Raw genomic sequence first — 15,093 nt, 5'->3', positions numbered from 1 at the left:
AAAAAGTGTTATTTAATTTAACTAAAAAAGAAAAAATCATTTTAATGCGCAGCAGAAAACGTAAAACTAATTTTTCTTAACATTTTGATAACATTATCTGATTTTAATGTTATAATTTTGCCAAAAACAATAAACTAAATAACAAATGAAGAAAATGAAAAATTGGTTACTTACTGGACTATTTTTTATGATAGTTTCAACCGTATTTTCTCAAGGAAAAGTGACTGGTACAATTACCGACGGAACAGGCGGTTCATTACCAGGAGCAAACGTAGCGATCAAAGGATCATCTACAGCTACTTCAACAGATTTTGATGGTAAATTTACCCTCAATTCAACAACGGGTTCAGGAGAGATTGTTGTCTCTTTCTTAGGTTATGACAACAAAACTGTAAAATTTACAGTATCAAATGGCTCAACTACAAACTTAGGTGAGATTGTTTTAGCATCTAACTCAAATGAATTAAGCGAGATTGTAGTAAAAAGCAGTGTAATTGACGTTGCTAAAGACAGAAAAACTCCGGTTGCTGTGTCTACAATTAAAGCAGCTGAAATTCAGCAAAAATTAGGAACTCAAGAGTTTCCAGAAATCTTAAAAAACACTCCTTCAGTTTATGCTACTAAATCAGGTGGTGGTTTTGGAGATTCAAGAATTACATTACGTGGTTTTAACCAAAATAACATTGCAGTAATGATCAATGGTATGCCAGTTAACGACATGGAAAATGGTTCTGTTTACTGGAGTAACTGGGCTGGTCTTTCAGATGTAGCTTCTGTTATTCAAGTTCAAAGAGGTTTAGGTTCTTCTAAATTGGTATCTCCTTCTGTAGGAGGAACAATCAACATCCTTACTAAAACTTCTGACAGAAAAGAAGGCGGATCTTTCGCTTCTATGTTCGGTAACGGAAGAAACTTTAAAATTCAAGGTTCATACAGTACTGGAAAATTAAGCAATGGTCTTTCTGCTTCTATCTTATTATCTCAAACAATGGGAGATGGTTACATCCCTGGAACAGCGTTTGAAGGTTCTAACTACTTTGTAGCTTTAGGATATGGAAACAAAAGCGGAACGCATGATTTCCAATTAACAGTAACTGGTGCTCCACAATGGCACAACCAAAGATCTACTGTATCTACAATTGCTACTTACCAACAATATGGTAGTCTTGACAAACCAAATTACAAATACAACGCTGATACGGGATACCGTAATGGTGAAGAATACAATATCAGAAAGAACTACTACCACAAACCAATTGCTTCTTTCAACTGGGATTACAAAATCAATGAAACTACAAAACTTTCTTCTGTACTTTACGCATCTTTAGGTCGTGGAGCTGGAGCTAGTGCTGCTGGTGGAATTAGAGGAAAAGTTTACAATGACCTTGTAGCTTTCAGAACTGCTGACGGTTTAATCGATTACGATAAAATTGTAGCATACAACTCAGGACAGCCTGTTAACATCAATGGTTTTACAGGATTACAAACAAGAGCTAAAGTAGGTGGTCTTTACCAAAATACATTCTCTTCTGGTTCTAGTGCTGCAAATGGTGCAAGTACTGGTACTTCAGGGATCTCTCAAACATCTTCTATCAACTCACATGACTGGTATGGAGCTGTAATCAACTTAAACAAAAAACTGTCTGAAACTTTGACTTTAGACTTTGGTTTTGACGGAAGAACATACACAGGATACCACTTTACTGTATTAAATGACTTATTTGGTGCTGATGAGTTTTACGACACTTCACAAAAAAGTAATCCAACAAAACACGTTACAACTACTTACCCAACAGACGTTCAATGGAATGTTTTTGACAAAAAAGAGTATGAAAAAATCTCTTTCAACAGTACTGGAAAAGTTAGATGGTATGGTGTGTTTACTCAATTAGAATACTCTAAAGATAATTTAACTGCTTTCGTTCAAGGAGCTGTTTCTCAACAAGGATTCAAAAGAGAAGATGATTTCGTTTACTTGCCAACTGATCCATTATCATCAACAGATTACAAAAACATCTTAGGTGGAAATATTAAAGGTGGAGTTAACTACAACATTAATGAAAAAAGCAATGTTTTTGCTAATGCAGGATACTACTCAAGACAACCATTCTTCAACTCTGTATATCCTAACAACAGATCTACAGTAAACCCTAACCTAACAAATGAGAAAATCTTAGGTTTCGAAGCTGGTTATTCTTTCCGTTCAAGATTCTTCAATGGATCTGTTAACGTGTACAACACTAACTGGGATGACAGATACTTAAAAGGTAACGCTTTACCAACTTCTGCAACTATTCCAGCAGGTACAACATATACTGAATACACAGGTCTTAACGAAGTTCACTCTGGAATTGAGTTTGAAGGAAGCTCTAACATCACAGACAAATTAAGAGTTTATGGTATGGCTTCTTACGGAATCTGGGAATACAAAGGAAATGCTACATTAAATGCTTACTGGCAAGTAGACAACACTCCAGTTCCTGGATACACTGCTGCAACTATCTACATGGATGGAGTAAAAGTTGGTGATGCTGCACAATTAACAGCTTCTTTAGGAGCTTCTTACGAAGTTTTAACAAGAGTGTTTTTAGATGCTAACTACAACTATAATGACAATGTATACGCTGGAATCAGCCCTAATAGCTTCACAAACCCTGTAAACAAAGGTTCATTAGAATTACCTTCTTACGGATTATTTGATGCTGGTTTCTCATACAAAATGTTAACTGGTAAAAACAAAGACAAATCAGTAAACTTCAGATTAAACGTTAACAACGTTTTCGATAAAATTTATATCGCTGAATCAAGAACTAATATCTTTGCAGATGACAACCTTCCAGTTGCTGCTGGACAACCAGCTGGTGCAAACGGTACTTATGCTTCAAAAGGATTACTTTACAATGGTGTAGCTACTGCTAACCAGGTATTCTTTGGATTCGGAAGAACTTGGAACTTTACATTACGTTACGATTTCTAAAATTTAGAATCTTAATAAATAATAAAACGGCATTGACTTTTAGTTTAATGCCGTTTTTTTTATGGCCTTTTTTTCTATATTTGTTTTAAACAAAAAACATAATTTATGTATCATTTTCTACAAAAATTTCACTCGGGCTGGGCTTACTTGGCATTACTGCTCCTATTAGTTGCAGTAGTAAACGCACTAATTGGATTAAATTCTAAAAAAGAATTTACTGCCAAAGACCGCAAAATTTCGTTATTTGCCTTAATTGGAACTCATACACAACTTTTGATTGGTCTAATTCTTTATTTTGTATCTCCGCTTGGAAAAGCTGCTTTCGGACAAATGTCTAATGCCGAGCTGCGACTTACTTCACTTGAACACCCTCTTATCAACATTATTGCCATCATTTTAATTACTATTGGATGGTCTAAACATAAAAAACTAATAAATAGTGAAGCAAAATTTAAAACATTTGCAATCTTTTACGGTTTAGGATTATTGCTTATTTTAAGCAGAATACCTTGGAACCTTTGGTTCTAAAACAAAAAGTCCTAATTTTGTAGGACTTTTTTTATAATGGCATATTATTTGTACAAACTCCCCAAGTCTGAAAAAAATAACCCATGAGAAACAATAAAAATTTTATACTCACATCGCTTATAGTAACTTTTATAAGTTGCTTTACCTACGTTATAAGCCAAACCAAGCCTGTTATTGAACCAAAAACTCAAGATACGCTTACAACAAGACCTAATATAATCGCTTTGCCAACAGACTCTGTCTTTACTGATAAAGGATTAAAATTAAAAACTTACAAAAAAAACGCTCATGCCTCCTACTATGCAGATCGTTTTAATGGAAAGAAAACAGCAGATGGAAGCCGTTTCAGCAACAGTAAGTACACTGCAGCCCACAAAAAACTCCCTTTTGGAACTCGTGTTAAAGTAACAAATGAAGCTAATGGAAAATTTGTCATTGTAAAAATTACTGATCGTGGCCCATTTGTTAAAACCCGCGAAATAGATCTTTCAAAACGAGCTTTTATGGAAATCACAAAAAGCAAAGGCGCCGGCGCTATGAAAGTAACGATTGAAACTATTATAGAATAAAAAAAATCCTGCTTGAAGCAGGATTTTTTTTTAAACAAACTTTCTAATGCTCATTGCAATTCCGGTATGAATTCCTTCATGATAATTATTGAAATCAAGCGCACCGTGAATATCTTTTAGTACATAACCTAAACTAGTCGTATATTCATTGTAATTAACAAAAATATTTTCTTCGAAGTCTTTAATTGTCTGCTCTAAAGTTGCTGAAAGTAAGTTTCTGATTTCGTCAACTTCGGTTTGCGAAACATCGCCTTCTGGTTTTGTGCCTTTTTTATATTTCAAGATAAATTCCTCAGAAATTTGCGCTGGCAAACCTGATAATTTGTAAATCAAAACTTGTTGCGATGCTACACAATGCGCAATATTCCAAATCAAATTGTTGCTGAATCCTTCTGGAATTTTGTTTAATTGCTCTAGTGAATGATTATCTAAAATCTTCAAAAGAACTTCTCTAATGGTTTTTTGAACTTCAAAAACAGATTTCATAGTTATATTTTTTTTTAAAATTAGGTATTTTTAAGTTTTAAATGAATTTTCTTTGCATGTCTAACAAAATTTACAAAAAATGAACAAAATATATTATTTAGCATCTTGTGACACTTGTCGAAAAATCATTAAAAGTCTGCCTGAAAACAATTTAGTTTTTCAAGACATCAGACAAAATCCGATTACAGAAGCGGAACTTGAGGAAATGTATAAACTTTCTGGAAGCTACGAAGCGTTGTTTAGCAAAAAGGCGCAATTGTACAAATCGATGGATTTAAAAAACAAATCACTGACTGAGGCAGATTTTAAAAAGTACATTTTAGAACATTATACTTTTTTAAGTCGTCCGGTTTTTATTATTGATGGGAAAATCTACATTGGCAATGGCCAAAAAAATATAGCAGAAGTTATTAAAGTTTTAAGTTAAACTACAGAATTTGTTTCATTGTGTTGTTTGCGTGAGGGATAGGAGCTGGCTACCGAAGTAGCGCGGATAGCCCGACCGCATCCCGATAAGAGGGCGAATAATCGCGAAGTAAAATTGCCCTCTTATCGGGATGTGGTCACGCCCAAATTATCTTTTACAACCAAGTAACTTCTGTCATAATAGAGAAATTTGTTAAAAAAAATCGTTAAACCGCTTTTCTATAGCATAGAATAGTATTTTACGTCATAAACAGAGCAAACTTTTAATTATCTTTGCGCCTTTATACTCAATTATATGATACAATCTATGACAGGGTTTGGCAAAGCTTCTTTGCAATTGCCTACAAAAAAAATTACCGTTGAAGTAAAATCCTTAAATAGTAAAGGTTTAGATTTAAACGTAAGAATGCCGTCGCTTTACCGCGAAATGGAATTAGGTTTAAGAACTTTAATCTCTACAAAACTAGAAAGAGGAAAAATTGATTTCGGAATCTATATCGAAAGCACCGCTGAACAAACTTCGACTAAAGTAAACGTTCCTGTCGTAAAAAACTACATTGAACAACTTAAACAAGTATATCCAGACGCCGATGTAACTGAATTAATGAAAATGGCCGTTCGTATGCCAGATACTTTAAAAACAGAACGCGAGGAAATCGACGAAAACGACTGGGATCAAATTAAAGTTATCGTTGACGACGCTTTACAAAACATCTTAAATTTTAGAAAAGACGAAGGTGAATCACTTGAGAAAGAATTCAACCTTAGAATTGCAAATATCCGTCAATATATGGACGATGCTTTGGCTTTAGATCCAGAACGTGTTCAAGCAATAAAAGATCGTTTGCAAACTGCTATTTCTGAATTGAAAGTAAATGTTGATGAAAATCGTTTCGAACAGGAATTGATTTACTATTTAGAGAAACTTGATATTACAGAAGAAAAAGTACGTTTGACAAACCATTTAGACTATTTCTTAGAAACAATCAAAGGAACGGAAGCTAATGGCCGTAAATTAGGTTTTATTACTCAGGAAATGGGTCGTGAAATTAATACTATGGGATCTAAATCGAATCATGCTCAAATGCAGAAATTAGTGGTGATGATGAAAGATGAGTTAGAGAAGATTAAAGAACAGGTTTTAAATGTACTTTAAAAAGCTGTAAGCTTTAAGCTATAGGCCGTAAGCAAAAAACACAGCAAAATTAAAGCTTAAAGCGTACAGCCTAAAGCTTAAAGCATAAATTAAAGCTTAAAGCATATTGCTTAAAGCCTAAAGCATAAAAGAATGAACAAAGGAAAATTAATTGTTTTTTCAGCACCGTCTGGATCAGGAAAAACAACTATAGTAAGGCATTTACTTGGGAAAGAAGATTTAAATTTAGAATTTTCTATCTCAGCGGCTTCACGCGACCCTCGCGGAGAAGAAGAACACGGAAAAGATTATTATTTTATTTCGCTTGACCAATTCAAAAAACACATTAAAGCTGAAGATTTCCTGGAATGGGAAGAAGTGTACCGTGACAATTTCTACGGAACTTTAAAGGCGGAAATTGAAAGAATCTGGGCTTTAGGAAAAAATGTGATTTTTGATATTGATGTTGCCGGAGGATTACGTATTAAACATAAATTCCCGGAACAAACTTTAGCTGTTTTCGTAAAACCGCCAAGTGTCGACGAACTTAAAAGAAGATTAAAACAACGTTCGACTGAAAGTGACGACAAAATAAACATGCGAATTGCAAAAGCATCGGTAGAATTAGCTACTGCTCCTCAATTTGATACCATCATTAAAAACTACGATTTAGATACTGCTAAAGAAGAAGCTTATCAGTTAGTAAAGGATTTTGTTTCTAAGTAGTCATTAGTCTATTAGTCCCTAGTCCTTAGTTTTGGAAGAAATTAAATTATAAGATTTGAATGAGTGGTATTAAATCGTACAAAGAATTATTTATTTGGCAAAAAGGAATAAAAATAGTTGTTCTCGTTTACAAACTAACAAAGAGCTTTCCTAAAGAAGAAATATATGCGTTAACAAGTCAATTAAAAAGAGCTAGCGTATCCATTCCTTCAAATATTGCAGAAGGTTTTGGACGCCAAACTGACAAGTCATTTAACCACTTTTTGAATATTTCCAGAGGTTCGCTGAATGAAATAGAAACACAATTAATTATTGCAAAAGAATTAGAATTTATTTCTGACGATAATCTATTTAATGAGATTATGTTTTTGATTGAAGAAGAAAGTAAAATGATAAGTGCTTTTTCTAAAAATCTTAAAGACTAGGAACTAAAGACTAAGAACTAAGAACTCTAAAAATGAAAGTAGGCCTTTATTTCGGAACGTATAATCCCATTCATGTTGGTCATTTGATCATTGCCAATCACATGGCTGAGTTTGCCGATTTAGATCAGGTTTGGATGGTTGTTACACCTCATAATCCGTTAAAAAAGAAGGCTACTTTGCTTGATGATCATCAACGGTTCCAAATGGTCTATTTAGCTACTGAAGATTATCCAAAAATCAAACCTTCGGACATTGAATTTAAATTGCCTCAACCGAACTATACCGTGAATACTTTAGTTCATTTACAGGAGAAATATCCAAATCATGATTTCTCATTGATTATGGGGGAAGACAATCTGAAAACGCTTCATAAATGGAAAAACTACGAAGTAATTCTAGATCATTACGACATTTATGTATATCCACGCATTTCTGAAGAAGAGGAAAACATCGAATTAAAATCGCATCCAAAAGTTCATGTTATAGACGCGCCAATTGTAGAAATTTCATCGACTTTTATTCGAAAAAGCATTAAAGAGGGAAAAAATATTCAGCCTTTATTGCCTCCAAAAGTTTGGGAGTATATTGATCACAATAATTTTTATAAGAAGTAAAAAAAAGCCTGACTGAAATTTTAAAGAATCAGGCTTTTCTATTTTTTTAATTTACTGTAACACTTTTCTTCGGGCTCACAGTACAACTTCCTCCACTTTTTGAAAGAACAACATCAGCTCTTACTTCAAATGTTCCTGTAGCAGTATAAGTATGCGACACAGCTCCGGTTGCACTACTTATGGTTTGAACAGGTGTTCCGTCACCAAAATTCCATTTTACAGCACTTACTGTATTGCTTCCGCTATATTGTATGGAGTAATTAATTATTTTTGAATTTCCCGCATCTGCCGCATGTTTTAATTCGGTTAGAATTGAGTCACCAAAACAATCAATTATTGCTTCATCATCATGTTTGCTGCAAGAGTTATTCATAAAGAATACCAAACTAAGCATCAAAATTGTTGTAATCTTTTTCATAATTGGACATTTTTAGTGGTTTACCTATCAAAATTATTCATTTATTAACCAAATTCAAAGTTAAATTAAAGAATTTTCATACTTTAAAGTCGCTAAGCACCTAAAAATCAAACAATATTAAACTACAATCTATTCCCAAAAAACAATTTCAATTCTTTCTCAATAATATCAAAAAACGATTTTAAATTGTTATTCTTTGGCGCTAACAAATACACAAATTCTTCTGGAACATGAAAACTGTTCCAAACCAGCTGTAATTTATTTTCTTTAATATAATTTCTCGCATTGCAATTCCATGTTGCCGCTATACCTTCATTTTTAGCTAAAAGCCTAAGCATTTCAGATTCTGAAGGAATAATATAATTAGGAATCATTGACGGTCTCTTTTTATTAAAAGCATGTAGCCAAAATAGTTTTATATGTGGAATGCGAGCATCATGACTATACCATTTCTGGGCATTGAGCCATTGTTCAATTTCGGTAAAATTGTCTGTTTTTAATCTTTGGCGAAATTCAGTTATATCTAAACTTGACGGCGCAACCAATATCAATTTTATTTTGCCTACAATTTCATAAAGAGTATCAAATGTGTCAAATCTTTTTGTTGTAATTGCAAAATCAAGTTTTTTAGAATTCACTAAATCAAAAAGCTCGTCATTTTCTGCAAAAGTAAAATCTATCAAATCAAATTTTGAAATTAAAAGAGCTCCCACACAATCAAAAAGATGCCTAGAAATCCCAACCGAAATTAATCGATTTGCATCTTCCGCTTTTGTTCTAAAACTGCTTTCAACACTTTCAAGTCGGTCAAGGGCATCTATAATCAAATTATTCAGTAACTTAGCATATTCCGTTGGTTCTACGCCCTTTGACTTTCGATTAAATAATTTATTTCCAACATGAGCTTCTAACATTGAAATCTGCTGACTTACCGCAGGCTGGCTCATAAATAACTCTTTTGCGGCTATCGAAAAATTCCCATTTTTATAAACCGCTTTAAATGTTCTGTACCATTCTAGATTTACCATGATATAAATATATTTATAACAAACATAGTTTATTTTATTTTTACTGATATCACTTTACACGTAAATTTGTTGAAAATTTAATATTATGAAGAAAATAGCATTACTAGCAATAATCGCATTTACAGCTATCAGTACAACTGCTTTAGCGCAAAAATCAAAGAAAAAAAGTATGAAAAAAGTATTATTTGTTGTAACCAGCAATGATAAACTGGGCAATACAGGAGAAAAAACAGGATTTTGGTCAGAAGAATTAGCTGCGCCATATTACGAATTATTAGATCAAGGAGTCGAAATCACAATTGCGTCGCCACTTGGAGGCCAACCACCAATTGATCCTAAAAGTGCTGATCCAAGTTCGGCTACCGAAGACACAAAACGTTTTGATGCCGATAAGGTTTTACAAGAAAAATTAAAACACACTTTAAAACTTTCGACAATAAATCAAAAAGACTACGATGCTGTTTTTTATCCAGGAGGGCATGGTCCGCTTTGGGATTTAGTCGAAGACAAAAGTTCAATTGCTTTGATTGAATCTTTTTATACACATAACAAACCAGTTGCTTTTGTTTGTCACGCACCTGCTGTTTTAAAAAATGTAAAAATTAATGGCGCTTATTTAGTAAAAGGCAAAAAAGTAACCGGTTTTACTAATGAAGAAGAAGAAGCAGTCGGTTTGACAAAGGTTGTTCCGTTTTTATTGGAAGATGCCTTAGCATCAAATGGGGGGATTTTTTCAAAAGGACCAAACTGGCAACCATATGCTGTTGAAGATGGACTTTTAATTACAGGCCAAAACCCAGCATCATCTAAACTAGTAGCTGGCAAATTATTACAGAAATTGAACTAAAAAAGGGACTAAGGGACTGAGTTGCTAAGGTTCTAAGTTTTTCTCTTAGCAACTTAAAGAATCATTCCCTTATTCTCTCGAATTAATAAAAAATCAAATAATTAACGATGCTAAATTTGCTGAATAAGTTCAAAGAAAAAAACTTAGAACCTCAGAACCTTAGCATCTTAGAACCTTAAAAAAATCATGCTAAACTTTGAATTATACAACCCGACAAATTTGATTTTCGGAAAAGGACAAATTGAAAAACTTTCGACTTTAGTTCCAAAAGGTGCTAAAATTTTATTGGCATACGGTGGCGGAAGTATTTTTAAAAATGGTGTTTACGATCAAGTAATCGCAAACTTAAAAGGTTTTGAAATAGTAGAATTTAGCGGAATTGAACCCAATCCGAGATTCGAAACTTTAATGAAAGCCGTTGAAGTCATCAAAGCAGAAAAAATTGATTTTATTCTAGCTGTTGGCGGAGGATCGGTAATTGACGGCGTCAAATTCATTTCGGCTGCAGTAAATTTTGAAGGAAACCCAATTGATATTCTTCAAAAAAGAATTTTGATTAAGGAAAATGCAATCCCATTTGGAACTGTTTTGACATTGCCGGCAACGGGAAGTGAAATGAATTCAGGATCAGTCGTTACCATTGATGCAACTCAGGAAAAATTGGCTTTTGGCGGAAGCGCATTATTCCCTAAATTTTCAATTTGTGATCCAACTGTAATCGCATCTTTGCCGAAAAGACAAATTCAAAATGGTGTGGTAGATGCTTACACACATGTAATGGAGCAATATTTGACGTATCCACACGAAGGATTTCTTCAGGACAGAATTGCCGAAGGAATTTTGCAGACTTTAATTCAAGTTGGCCCAGGTGTTGTTGAGAACCCTACAGATTATACTTTGGCTTCGAATTTTATGTGGAGCTGTACAATGGCATTAAACGGATTGATACAAAAAGGTGTTCCACAAGATTGGGCAACACATATGATCGGTCATGAATTAACAGCGCTTTATGGAATTGATCATGCCAGAACGTTAGCGATTATTGGCCCAAGTTTATACAAAGTAATGTTTGAAACAAAAAAAGGCAAACTAGCTCAATACGGAAGACGCATTTTTAATCTTTCCGGATCAGATGATGAAGTAGCAAAAGAAGCAATCAATAAAACAGTTCAATTTTTCCACACAATGGGAATGGACACAAAACTTTCGCAATACACTGATGATTACTCAAAAACAGCCGATTTTATTGTAAATCGTTTTGACGAAAGAGGCTGGAAAGGTTTAGGAGAAAATCAATTAGTAACTTTAGATAAAGTAAAATCTATTGTTGAACTTAGTTATTAGTTTTCAGTTGCAGTATTCAGTCTCAGTAAAAACTGTAAACTAGAATCCAGTCGCGATCTACACTTAAAACTGTGACCGTAAACTGTAAACTAAAAAAAGGCGTTCTTAACTAGTTTAAGAGCGCCTTTTTAAAATACTAAAACAAAACTAACTAACTCAATTTTTATTAAACTCATTAAAATTCTAATTTATAATCACTTACAACGTAAGGGTTATTACTTTATTGTGTAGAATGCAAAATATTTTTTTATTTTTTTAATAACCTTTTAAAAAAGCGGGATTTTTAAAGGCTTTTCACAAATTTCTTAAATCAGATTTTGTATTATTACTACATTATTAAGTACTTTTGTTTTAAATTATTAAAATAATGAGCGAAAATTTAAAATTTGCAGTAATTGGAGGAGGAAGCTGGGCTACGGCAATTGCAAAAATGTTATGCGTTAATCAATCCGAAATTGCATGGTATATGCGTAATGACGCTGCAATCGAGCACATTCAAAAATACAAACACAATCCAAATTATTTAAGTTCAGTAGAATTTGATACCAAAAAACTTAAATTAACTAACAATATCAACGAAGCAATTGAATACGCAGACTATTTAATCTTCGCTATTCCATCAGCTTTTTTAGATGCCGAATTGAAAAACATGACTGTTTCGCTTGCGGATAAAATTATATTCTCGGCTATAAAAGGTATTGTTCCAGAAACAAGTTTAATTGTTGGGGAACATTTTCATATTCAGTATGATATTCCTTATTACAATATTGGTGTAATAACTGGTCCTTGTCACGCAGAAGAAGTTGCATTAGAAAGACTTTCTTATTTGACAATTGCCTGCGGTGATCCTGAAAAAGCCTGCAATGTTGCCAAATCACTTTCAGGAAATTACATCAAAGCCAAAATTTCAGATGATATTATTGGTACTGAATATGCTGCAATGCTAAAAAACATTTACGCAATTGCTGCCGGAATCGCACACGGTTTAGGATATGGCGACAACTTCCAGTCAGTTATGATGAGCAACGGAATTCGTGAAATGAAAAAATTCATCAGAAAAGTACATAAGATGAAGCGTAATATTAATGATTCGGCTTATTTGGGCGACTTATTAGTTACAGGATATTCGGTTTTCTCTAGAAACAGAATGTTCGGGAATATGATTGGAAAAGGATATACAGTAAAAAGTGCCATGATGGAAATGAGCATGGTTGCGGAAGGTTATTACGCTACAAAAAGTGCTTATAAACTAAATCAAGGCTACGGTGCAAAAACACCTATTATAGACGCTGTTTACGCTGTTTTATACGAAGGAAAAGATGCGAAGTCTGTGTTTAAGAAATTGACGGAGTCTTTGGATTAAAAAGAATTTAGAATATAGAGTATAGACTTGTAATTGGCAAGAATAGAAAAGAGTCAAGACGAATGTAATTTTGTCTTGACTCTTTTTTATTTTAAGTATATTCTAAAGTCTATACTCTATGTTCTACACTCTATTTTCTTACTTCACCATAATCCCTTCAACAAACAGAATCGGCACTTCTTCCGTATCGTTTTCGTTGATTAAATTAGATTTGAAGATAAATTTCTTGTCGTACAAAGTATTTCCAATAAAGAAAGTTACCATAAATTCATTATTCATAACCAAAAGGCTTTTCTCTATCATTTCGATTTTTACTACCGAAACTGCAGGAACCTCAACAAAAGCATGACGCAAAACAGATGTTTTTTTCATCTCGCCGTCTATAGTTCCAAATGCTTTAGAAACAACCATTACGCTGTCTAAGTTAAAATCACTGTCGTTAACCAAGTAAGCGTACCATACTTTTTCCATAAAATCGTCGCTCCATTCCTGCACTGCAGCAAGAAACACATTTTCAACTTCTGGAATTATAATATCTTTTTTCATATGAGTCAAAAGTTTAAAAGTCGAAAGTCATAAAGTCGAAAGCCAAAAGCCATAACTATGAGACTTTTGACTTTCGACTTTATGACTTTTTAACTTAAATTATATATTTGCCTTGAATTGCTCCAAGAAACGAACATCGTTTTCATAAAACATACGGATATCGCCAATTTGGTATAAAAGCATCGCAATACGCTCCACTCCCATTCCAAAAGCAAAACCGTTATATTCATCTGGATTAATATCGCAGTTTTTAAGAACATTTGGATCCACCATTCCGCATCCACCAATCTCCAACCAGCCAGTTCCCTTTGTGATTCTGTAATCTGTTTCCGTTTTTAAACCCCAGTAAATATCAATTTCGGCACTTGGCTCTGTAAATGGGAAATAAGACGGACGAAGACGGATTTTAGATTTTCCGAACATTTCTTTGGTAAAATAAAGTAATGTTTGCTTTAAATCGGCAAAAGAAACATCTTTGTCAATGTACAATCCTTCTACTTGATGGAAAATACAATGTGAACGTGACGAAATAGCTTCATTACGAAAAACGCGTCCAGGTGAAATAGTACGAATTGGCGGTTTATGATTTTCCATATAACGCACCTGAACCGATGATGTATGCGTACGCAAAAGCACATCTGGATTTGTCTGAATGAAGAACGTATCCTGCATATCACGTGCCGGATGATATTCTGGCAAGTTCAATGCTGTAAAGTTATGCCAGTCATCTTCAATTTCTGGACCTTCAGAAACATTAAATCCGATATTGGCAAAAATATCTATAATCTGATTTTTAACAATCGAAATCGGATGACGAGAACCAACAATTACTGGTTCTGCAGCTCGAGTCAAATCACCAAAAATACCTTTTGTCTCTTCTTTGCTTTCTAAAGTCTCAACAATAGTTTTTACTTTTTCTTCAGCAGCATTTTTTAATGCATTTATAACTTGACCAAATTCTTTTTTCTGATCATTTGGCACGTTTTTAAACTCCGCGAAAAAATCGTTTAAAACTCCCTTTTTTCCTAAGAATTTTATACGGAATGCTTCTAGCTCTTCTTTGTTTTCAGTTGAAAAAGATTGGGCTTCCCCAATATAATCTTTAATCTTATCTATCATTTTCATTCGGTTCTTGAGAATACAAATTTAGTGTTTTTAGTTTAAAGTGTGCGGTCACAGTCACAGTTTTCAGTTTTCAACTCAATAATTTTGCAAAGCCCTGCTGTGAGTGTCACCAAAAACTACTCTATAAACTTTCTTTCTAAAAAATAGCTCACAATGGCTTCTTTCATTAAAACCGATTGTTCACCAGCTTTTAATGCTGGCAACTGCTCTTTTACTTTGTAATGTGGCCAGCCGTCTTCATCAAAATATTCAAATTCGTAGAATCCGTATGGTTCTAATAATCTGCAGATTGCAATGTGCATTAAGTTCAGCTTTTCATCTTTTTTGAATTCTCGGTGAACTTTTCCTAATTCCTGAACTCCAATTAGGTAAATAATGGCATCTAAATCTAAATCTTCTCCTTGCGAAAATTGATTTGAAAGTATATCGACGAGCTTTTCCCAGCGCTCTTTTAGTTGTGTATCTCTAGACATTTATTTAATTATGAATTATGAATTGTGAATTATAAATTCCAAAACATAAATTTTTGCTTGCAA

At 33.6% G+C, this 15,093-nt stretch carries 17 protein-coding genes; 11 read left to right on the top strand and 6 right to left on the bottom strand.

Going from position 1 to position 15,093, the window contains the following annotated elements; genetic code table 11:
• The first annotated feature begins 145 nt into the window (after positions 1-145).
• The 3 genes from EV145_RS15550 (at position 146) to EV145_RS15540 (ending at position 4,074) form a co-directional block, all read left to right on the top strand.
• Entirely contained in the window at positions 146-2,977 is a 2,832-nt protein-coding gene (locus EV145_RS15550; protein ID WP_133526120.1) for a TonB-dependent receptor, read from the top strand.
• Positions 2,978-3,082: 105 nt separating this feature from the next.
• Positions 3,083-3,505: a hypothetical protein gene (locus EV145_RS15545; protein ID WP_133526119.1), complete on the top strand. Its 423-nt coding sequence runs from the start codon at positions 3,083-3,085 to the stop codon at positions 3,503-3,505.
• Between the two features lie 83 nt (positions 3,506-3,588).
• Positions 3,589-4,074 carry a septal ring lytic transglycosylase RlpA family protein gene (locus EV145_RS15540; protein WP_133526118.1) on the top strand — a complete coding sequence of 162 codons (486 nt, stop codon included), beginning with the start codon at positions 3,589-3,591 and terminating at the stop codon, positions 4,072-4,074.
• A gap of 30 nt (positions 4,075-4,104) precedes the next feature.
• On the opposite strand, the gene EV145_RS15535 is transcribed toward EV145_RS15540, so the two are convergent.
• On the bottom strand, positions 4,105-4,560 hold the full coding sequence (locus tag EV145_RS15535; protein ID WP_133526117.1) for a DinB family protein: 456 nt from the start codon (positions 4,558-4,560) through the stop codon (positions 4,105-4,107).
• A 79-nt stretch (positions 4,561-4,639) separates the two neighbouring features.
• Between EV145_RS15535 and EV145_RS15530 the strand changes: the two genes are divergently transcribed.
• From EV145_RS15530 to nadD, 5 genes are all read left to right on the top strand, one after another.
• Positions 4,640-4,987, top strand: a complete 348-nt coding sequence (locus tag EV145_RS15530; RefSeq protein ID WP_133526116.1) for an arsenate reductase family protein — start codon at positions 4,640-4,642, stop codon at positions 4,985-4,987.
• 294 nt (positions 4,988-5,281) lie between these two features.
• The gene (locus EV145_RS15525; protein ID WP_133526115.1) at positions 5,282-6,142 is read left to right on the top strand and encodes a YicC/YloC family endoribonuclease; all 861 of its coding nucleotides are present in this window, start codon (positions 5,282-5,284) and stop codon (positions 6,140-6,142) included.
• 132 nt (positions 6,143-6,274) lie between these two features.
• Positions 6,275-6,847, top strand: a complete 573-nt coding sequence (gmk, locus tag EV145_RS15520) for a guanylate kinase (protein WP_133526114.1) — start codon at positions 6,275-6,277, stop codon at positions 6,845-6,847.
• 59 nt (positions 6,848-6,906) lie between these two features.
• Positions 6,907-7,272, top strand: a complete 366-nt coding sequence (locus EV145_RS15515) for a four helix bundle protein (RefSeq protein WP_133526113.1) — start codon at positions 6,907-6,909, stop codon at positions 7,270-7,272.
• Positions 7,273-7,304: 32 nt separating this feature from the next.
• Positions 7,305-7,886, top strand: coding sequence for a nicotinate (nicotinamide) nucleotide adenylyltransferase (gene nadD / locus EV145_RS15510; RefSeq protein ID WP_133526112.1), 582 nt, complete (start codon positions 7,305-7,307; stop codon positions 7,884-7,886).
• A gap of 46 nt (positions 7,887-7,932) precedes the next feature.
• Here nadD and EV145_RS15505 read toward each other — a convergent pair whose 3' ends face one another.
• Positions 7,933-8,304 (bottom strand): PKD domain-containing protein, encoded by a 372-nt coding sequence (locus EV145_RS15505; RefSeq protein ID WP_133526111.1) that lies wholly within the window; start codon positions 8,302-8,304, stop codon positions 7,933-7,935.
• A gap of 122 nt (positions 8,305-8,426) precedes the next feature.
• Positions 8,427-9,332, bottom strand: a complete 906-nt coding sequence (locus EV145_RS15500; protein WP_133526110.1) for a LysR family transcriptional regulator — start codon at positions 9,330-9,332, stop codon at positions 8,427-8,429.
• Between the two features lie 85 nt (positions 9,333-9,417).
• On the opposite strand from EV145_RS15500, the gene EV145_RS15495 reads away from it, so the two are divergent.
• From EV145_RS15495 to EV145_RS15485, 3 genes are all read left to right on the top strand, one after another.
• Positions 9,418-10,179: a type 1 glutamine amidotransferase domain-containing protein gene (locus EV145_RS15495; RefSeq protein WP_166638470.1), complete on the top strand. Its 762-nt coding sequence runs from the start codon at positions 9,418-9,420 to the stop codon at positions 10,177-10,179.
• 186 nt (positions 10,180-10,365) lie between these two features.
• Positions 10,366-11,523: an iron-containing alcohol dehydrogenase gene (locus tag EV145_RS15490; protein WP_133526109.1), complete on the top strand. Its 1,158-nt coding sequence runs from the start codon at positions 10,366-10,368 to the stop codon at positions 11,521-11,523.
• Between the two features lie 367 nt (positions 11,524-11,890).
• A complete protein-coding gene (locus tag EV145_RS15485) occupies positions 11,891-12,886 on the top strand; it encodes an NAD(P)H-dependent glycerol-3-phosphate dehydrogenase (protein ID WP_133526108.1) in 996 nt (331 codons plus the stop codon).
• A 138-nt stretch (positions 12,887-13,024) separates the two neighbouring features.
• Here the strand turns inward: EV145_RS15485 and EV145_RS15480 are convergent, their stop codons facing one another.
• The 3 genes from EV145_RS15480 to EV145_RS15470 form a co-directional block, all read right to left on the bottom strand.
• A complete protein-coding gene (locus EV145_RS15480; protein WP_133526107.1) occupies positions 13,025-13,432 on the bottom strand; it encodes a hypothetical protein in 408 nt (135 codons plus the stop codon).
• Between the two features lie 99 nt (positions 13,433-13,531).
• Complete coding sequence (gene pheS, locus EV145_RS15475) at positions 13,532-14,551, bottom strand: phenylalanine--tRNA ligase subunit alpha (protein ID WP_133526106.1); 1,020 nt, start codon at positions 14,549-14,551, stop codon at positions 13,532-13,534.
• A gap of 122 nt (positions 14,552-14,673) precedes the next feature.
• Positions 14,674-15,030, bottom strand: coding sequence for a hypothetical protein (locus EV145_RS15470; RefSeq protein ID WP_133526105.1), 357 nt, complete (start codon positions 15,028-15,030; stop codon positions 14,674-14,676).
• Positions 15,031-15,093: the final 63 nt, after the last annotated feature.

It is taken from the genome of Flavobacterium sp. 245 (assembly GCF_004362055.1).
Taxonomy (GTDB): Bacteria; Bacteroidota; Bacteroidia; order Flavobacteriales; family Flavobacteriaceae; genus Flavobacterium.
Note: the sequence above shows the minus strand (reverse complement) of the source record. Positions and strands in the feature narration are given on the sequence as shown.

Coding starts and splice junctions, on each gene's coding strand:
- EV145_RS15550 (WP_133526120.1), top strand. CDS start 146: ATGAAGAAAATGAAAAATTGGTTACTTACTGGACTATTTTTTATGATA.
- EV145_RS15545 (WP_133526119.1), top strand. CDS start 3,083: ATGTATCATTTTCTACAAAAATTTCACTCGGGCTGGGCTTACTTGGCA.
- EV145_RS15540 (WP_133526118.1), top strand. CDS start 3,589: ATGAGAAACAATAAAAATTTTATACTCACATCGCTTATAGTAACTTTT.
- EV145_RS15535 (WP_133526117.1), bottom strand. CDS start 4,560: ATGAAATCTGTTTTTGAAGTTCAAAAAACCATTAGAGAAGTTCTTTTG.
- EV145_RS15530 (WP_133526116.1), top strand. CDS start 4,640: ATGAACAAAATATATTATTTAGCATCTTGTGACACTTGTCGAAAAATC.
- EV145_RS15525 (WP_133526115.1), top strand. CDS start 5,282: ATGATACAATCTATGACAGGGTTTGGCAAAGCTTCTTTGCAATTGCCT.
- gmk (WP_133526114.1), top strand. CDS start 6,275: ATGAACAAAGGAAAATTAATTGTTTTTTCAGCACCGTCTGGATCAGGA.
- EV145_RS15515 (WP_133526113.1), top strand. CDS start 6,907: ATGAGTGGTATTAAATCGTACAAAGAATTATTTATTTGGCAAAAAGGA.
- nadD (WP_133526112.1), top strand. CDS start 7,305: ATGAAAGTAGGCCTTTATTTCGGAACGTATAATCCCATTCATGTTGGT.
- EV145_RS15505 (WP_133526111.1), bottom strand. CDS start 8,304: ATGAAAAAGATTACAACAATTTTGATGCTTAGTTTGGTATTCTTTATG.
- EV145_RS15500 (WP_133526110.1), bottom strand. CDS start 9,332: ATGGTAAATCTAGAATGGTACAGAACATTTAAAGCGGTTTATAAAAAT.
- EV145_RS15495 (WP_166638470.1), top strand. CDS start 9,418: ATGAAGAAAATAGCATTACTAGCAATAATCGCATTTACAGCTATCAGT.
- EV145_RS15490 (WP_133526109.1), top strand. CDS start 10,366: ATGCTAAACTTTGAATTATACAACCCGACAAATTTGATTTTCGGAAAA.
- EV145_RS15485 (WP_133526108.1), top strand. CDS start 11,891: ATGAGCGAAAATTTAAAATTTGCAGTAATTGGAGGAGGAAGCTGGGCT.
- EV145_RS15480 (WP_133526107.1), bottom strand. CDS start 13,432: ATGAAAAAAGATATTATAATTCCAGAAGTTGAAAATGTGTTTCTTGCT.
- pheS (WP_133526106.1), bottom strand. CDS start 14,551: ATGATAGATAAGATTAAAGATTATATTGGGGAAGCCCAATCTTTTTCA.
- EV145_RS15470 (WP_133526105.1), bottom strand. CDS start 15,030: ATGTCTAGAGATACACAACTAAAAGAGCGCTGGGAAAAGCTCGTCGAT.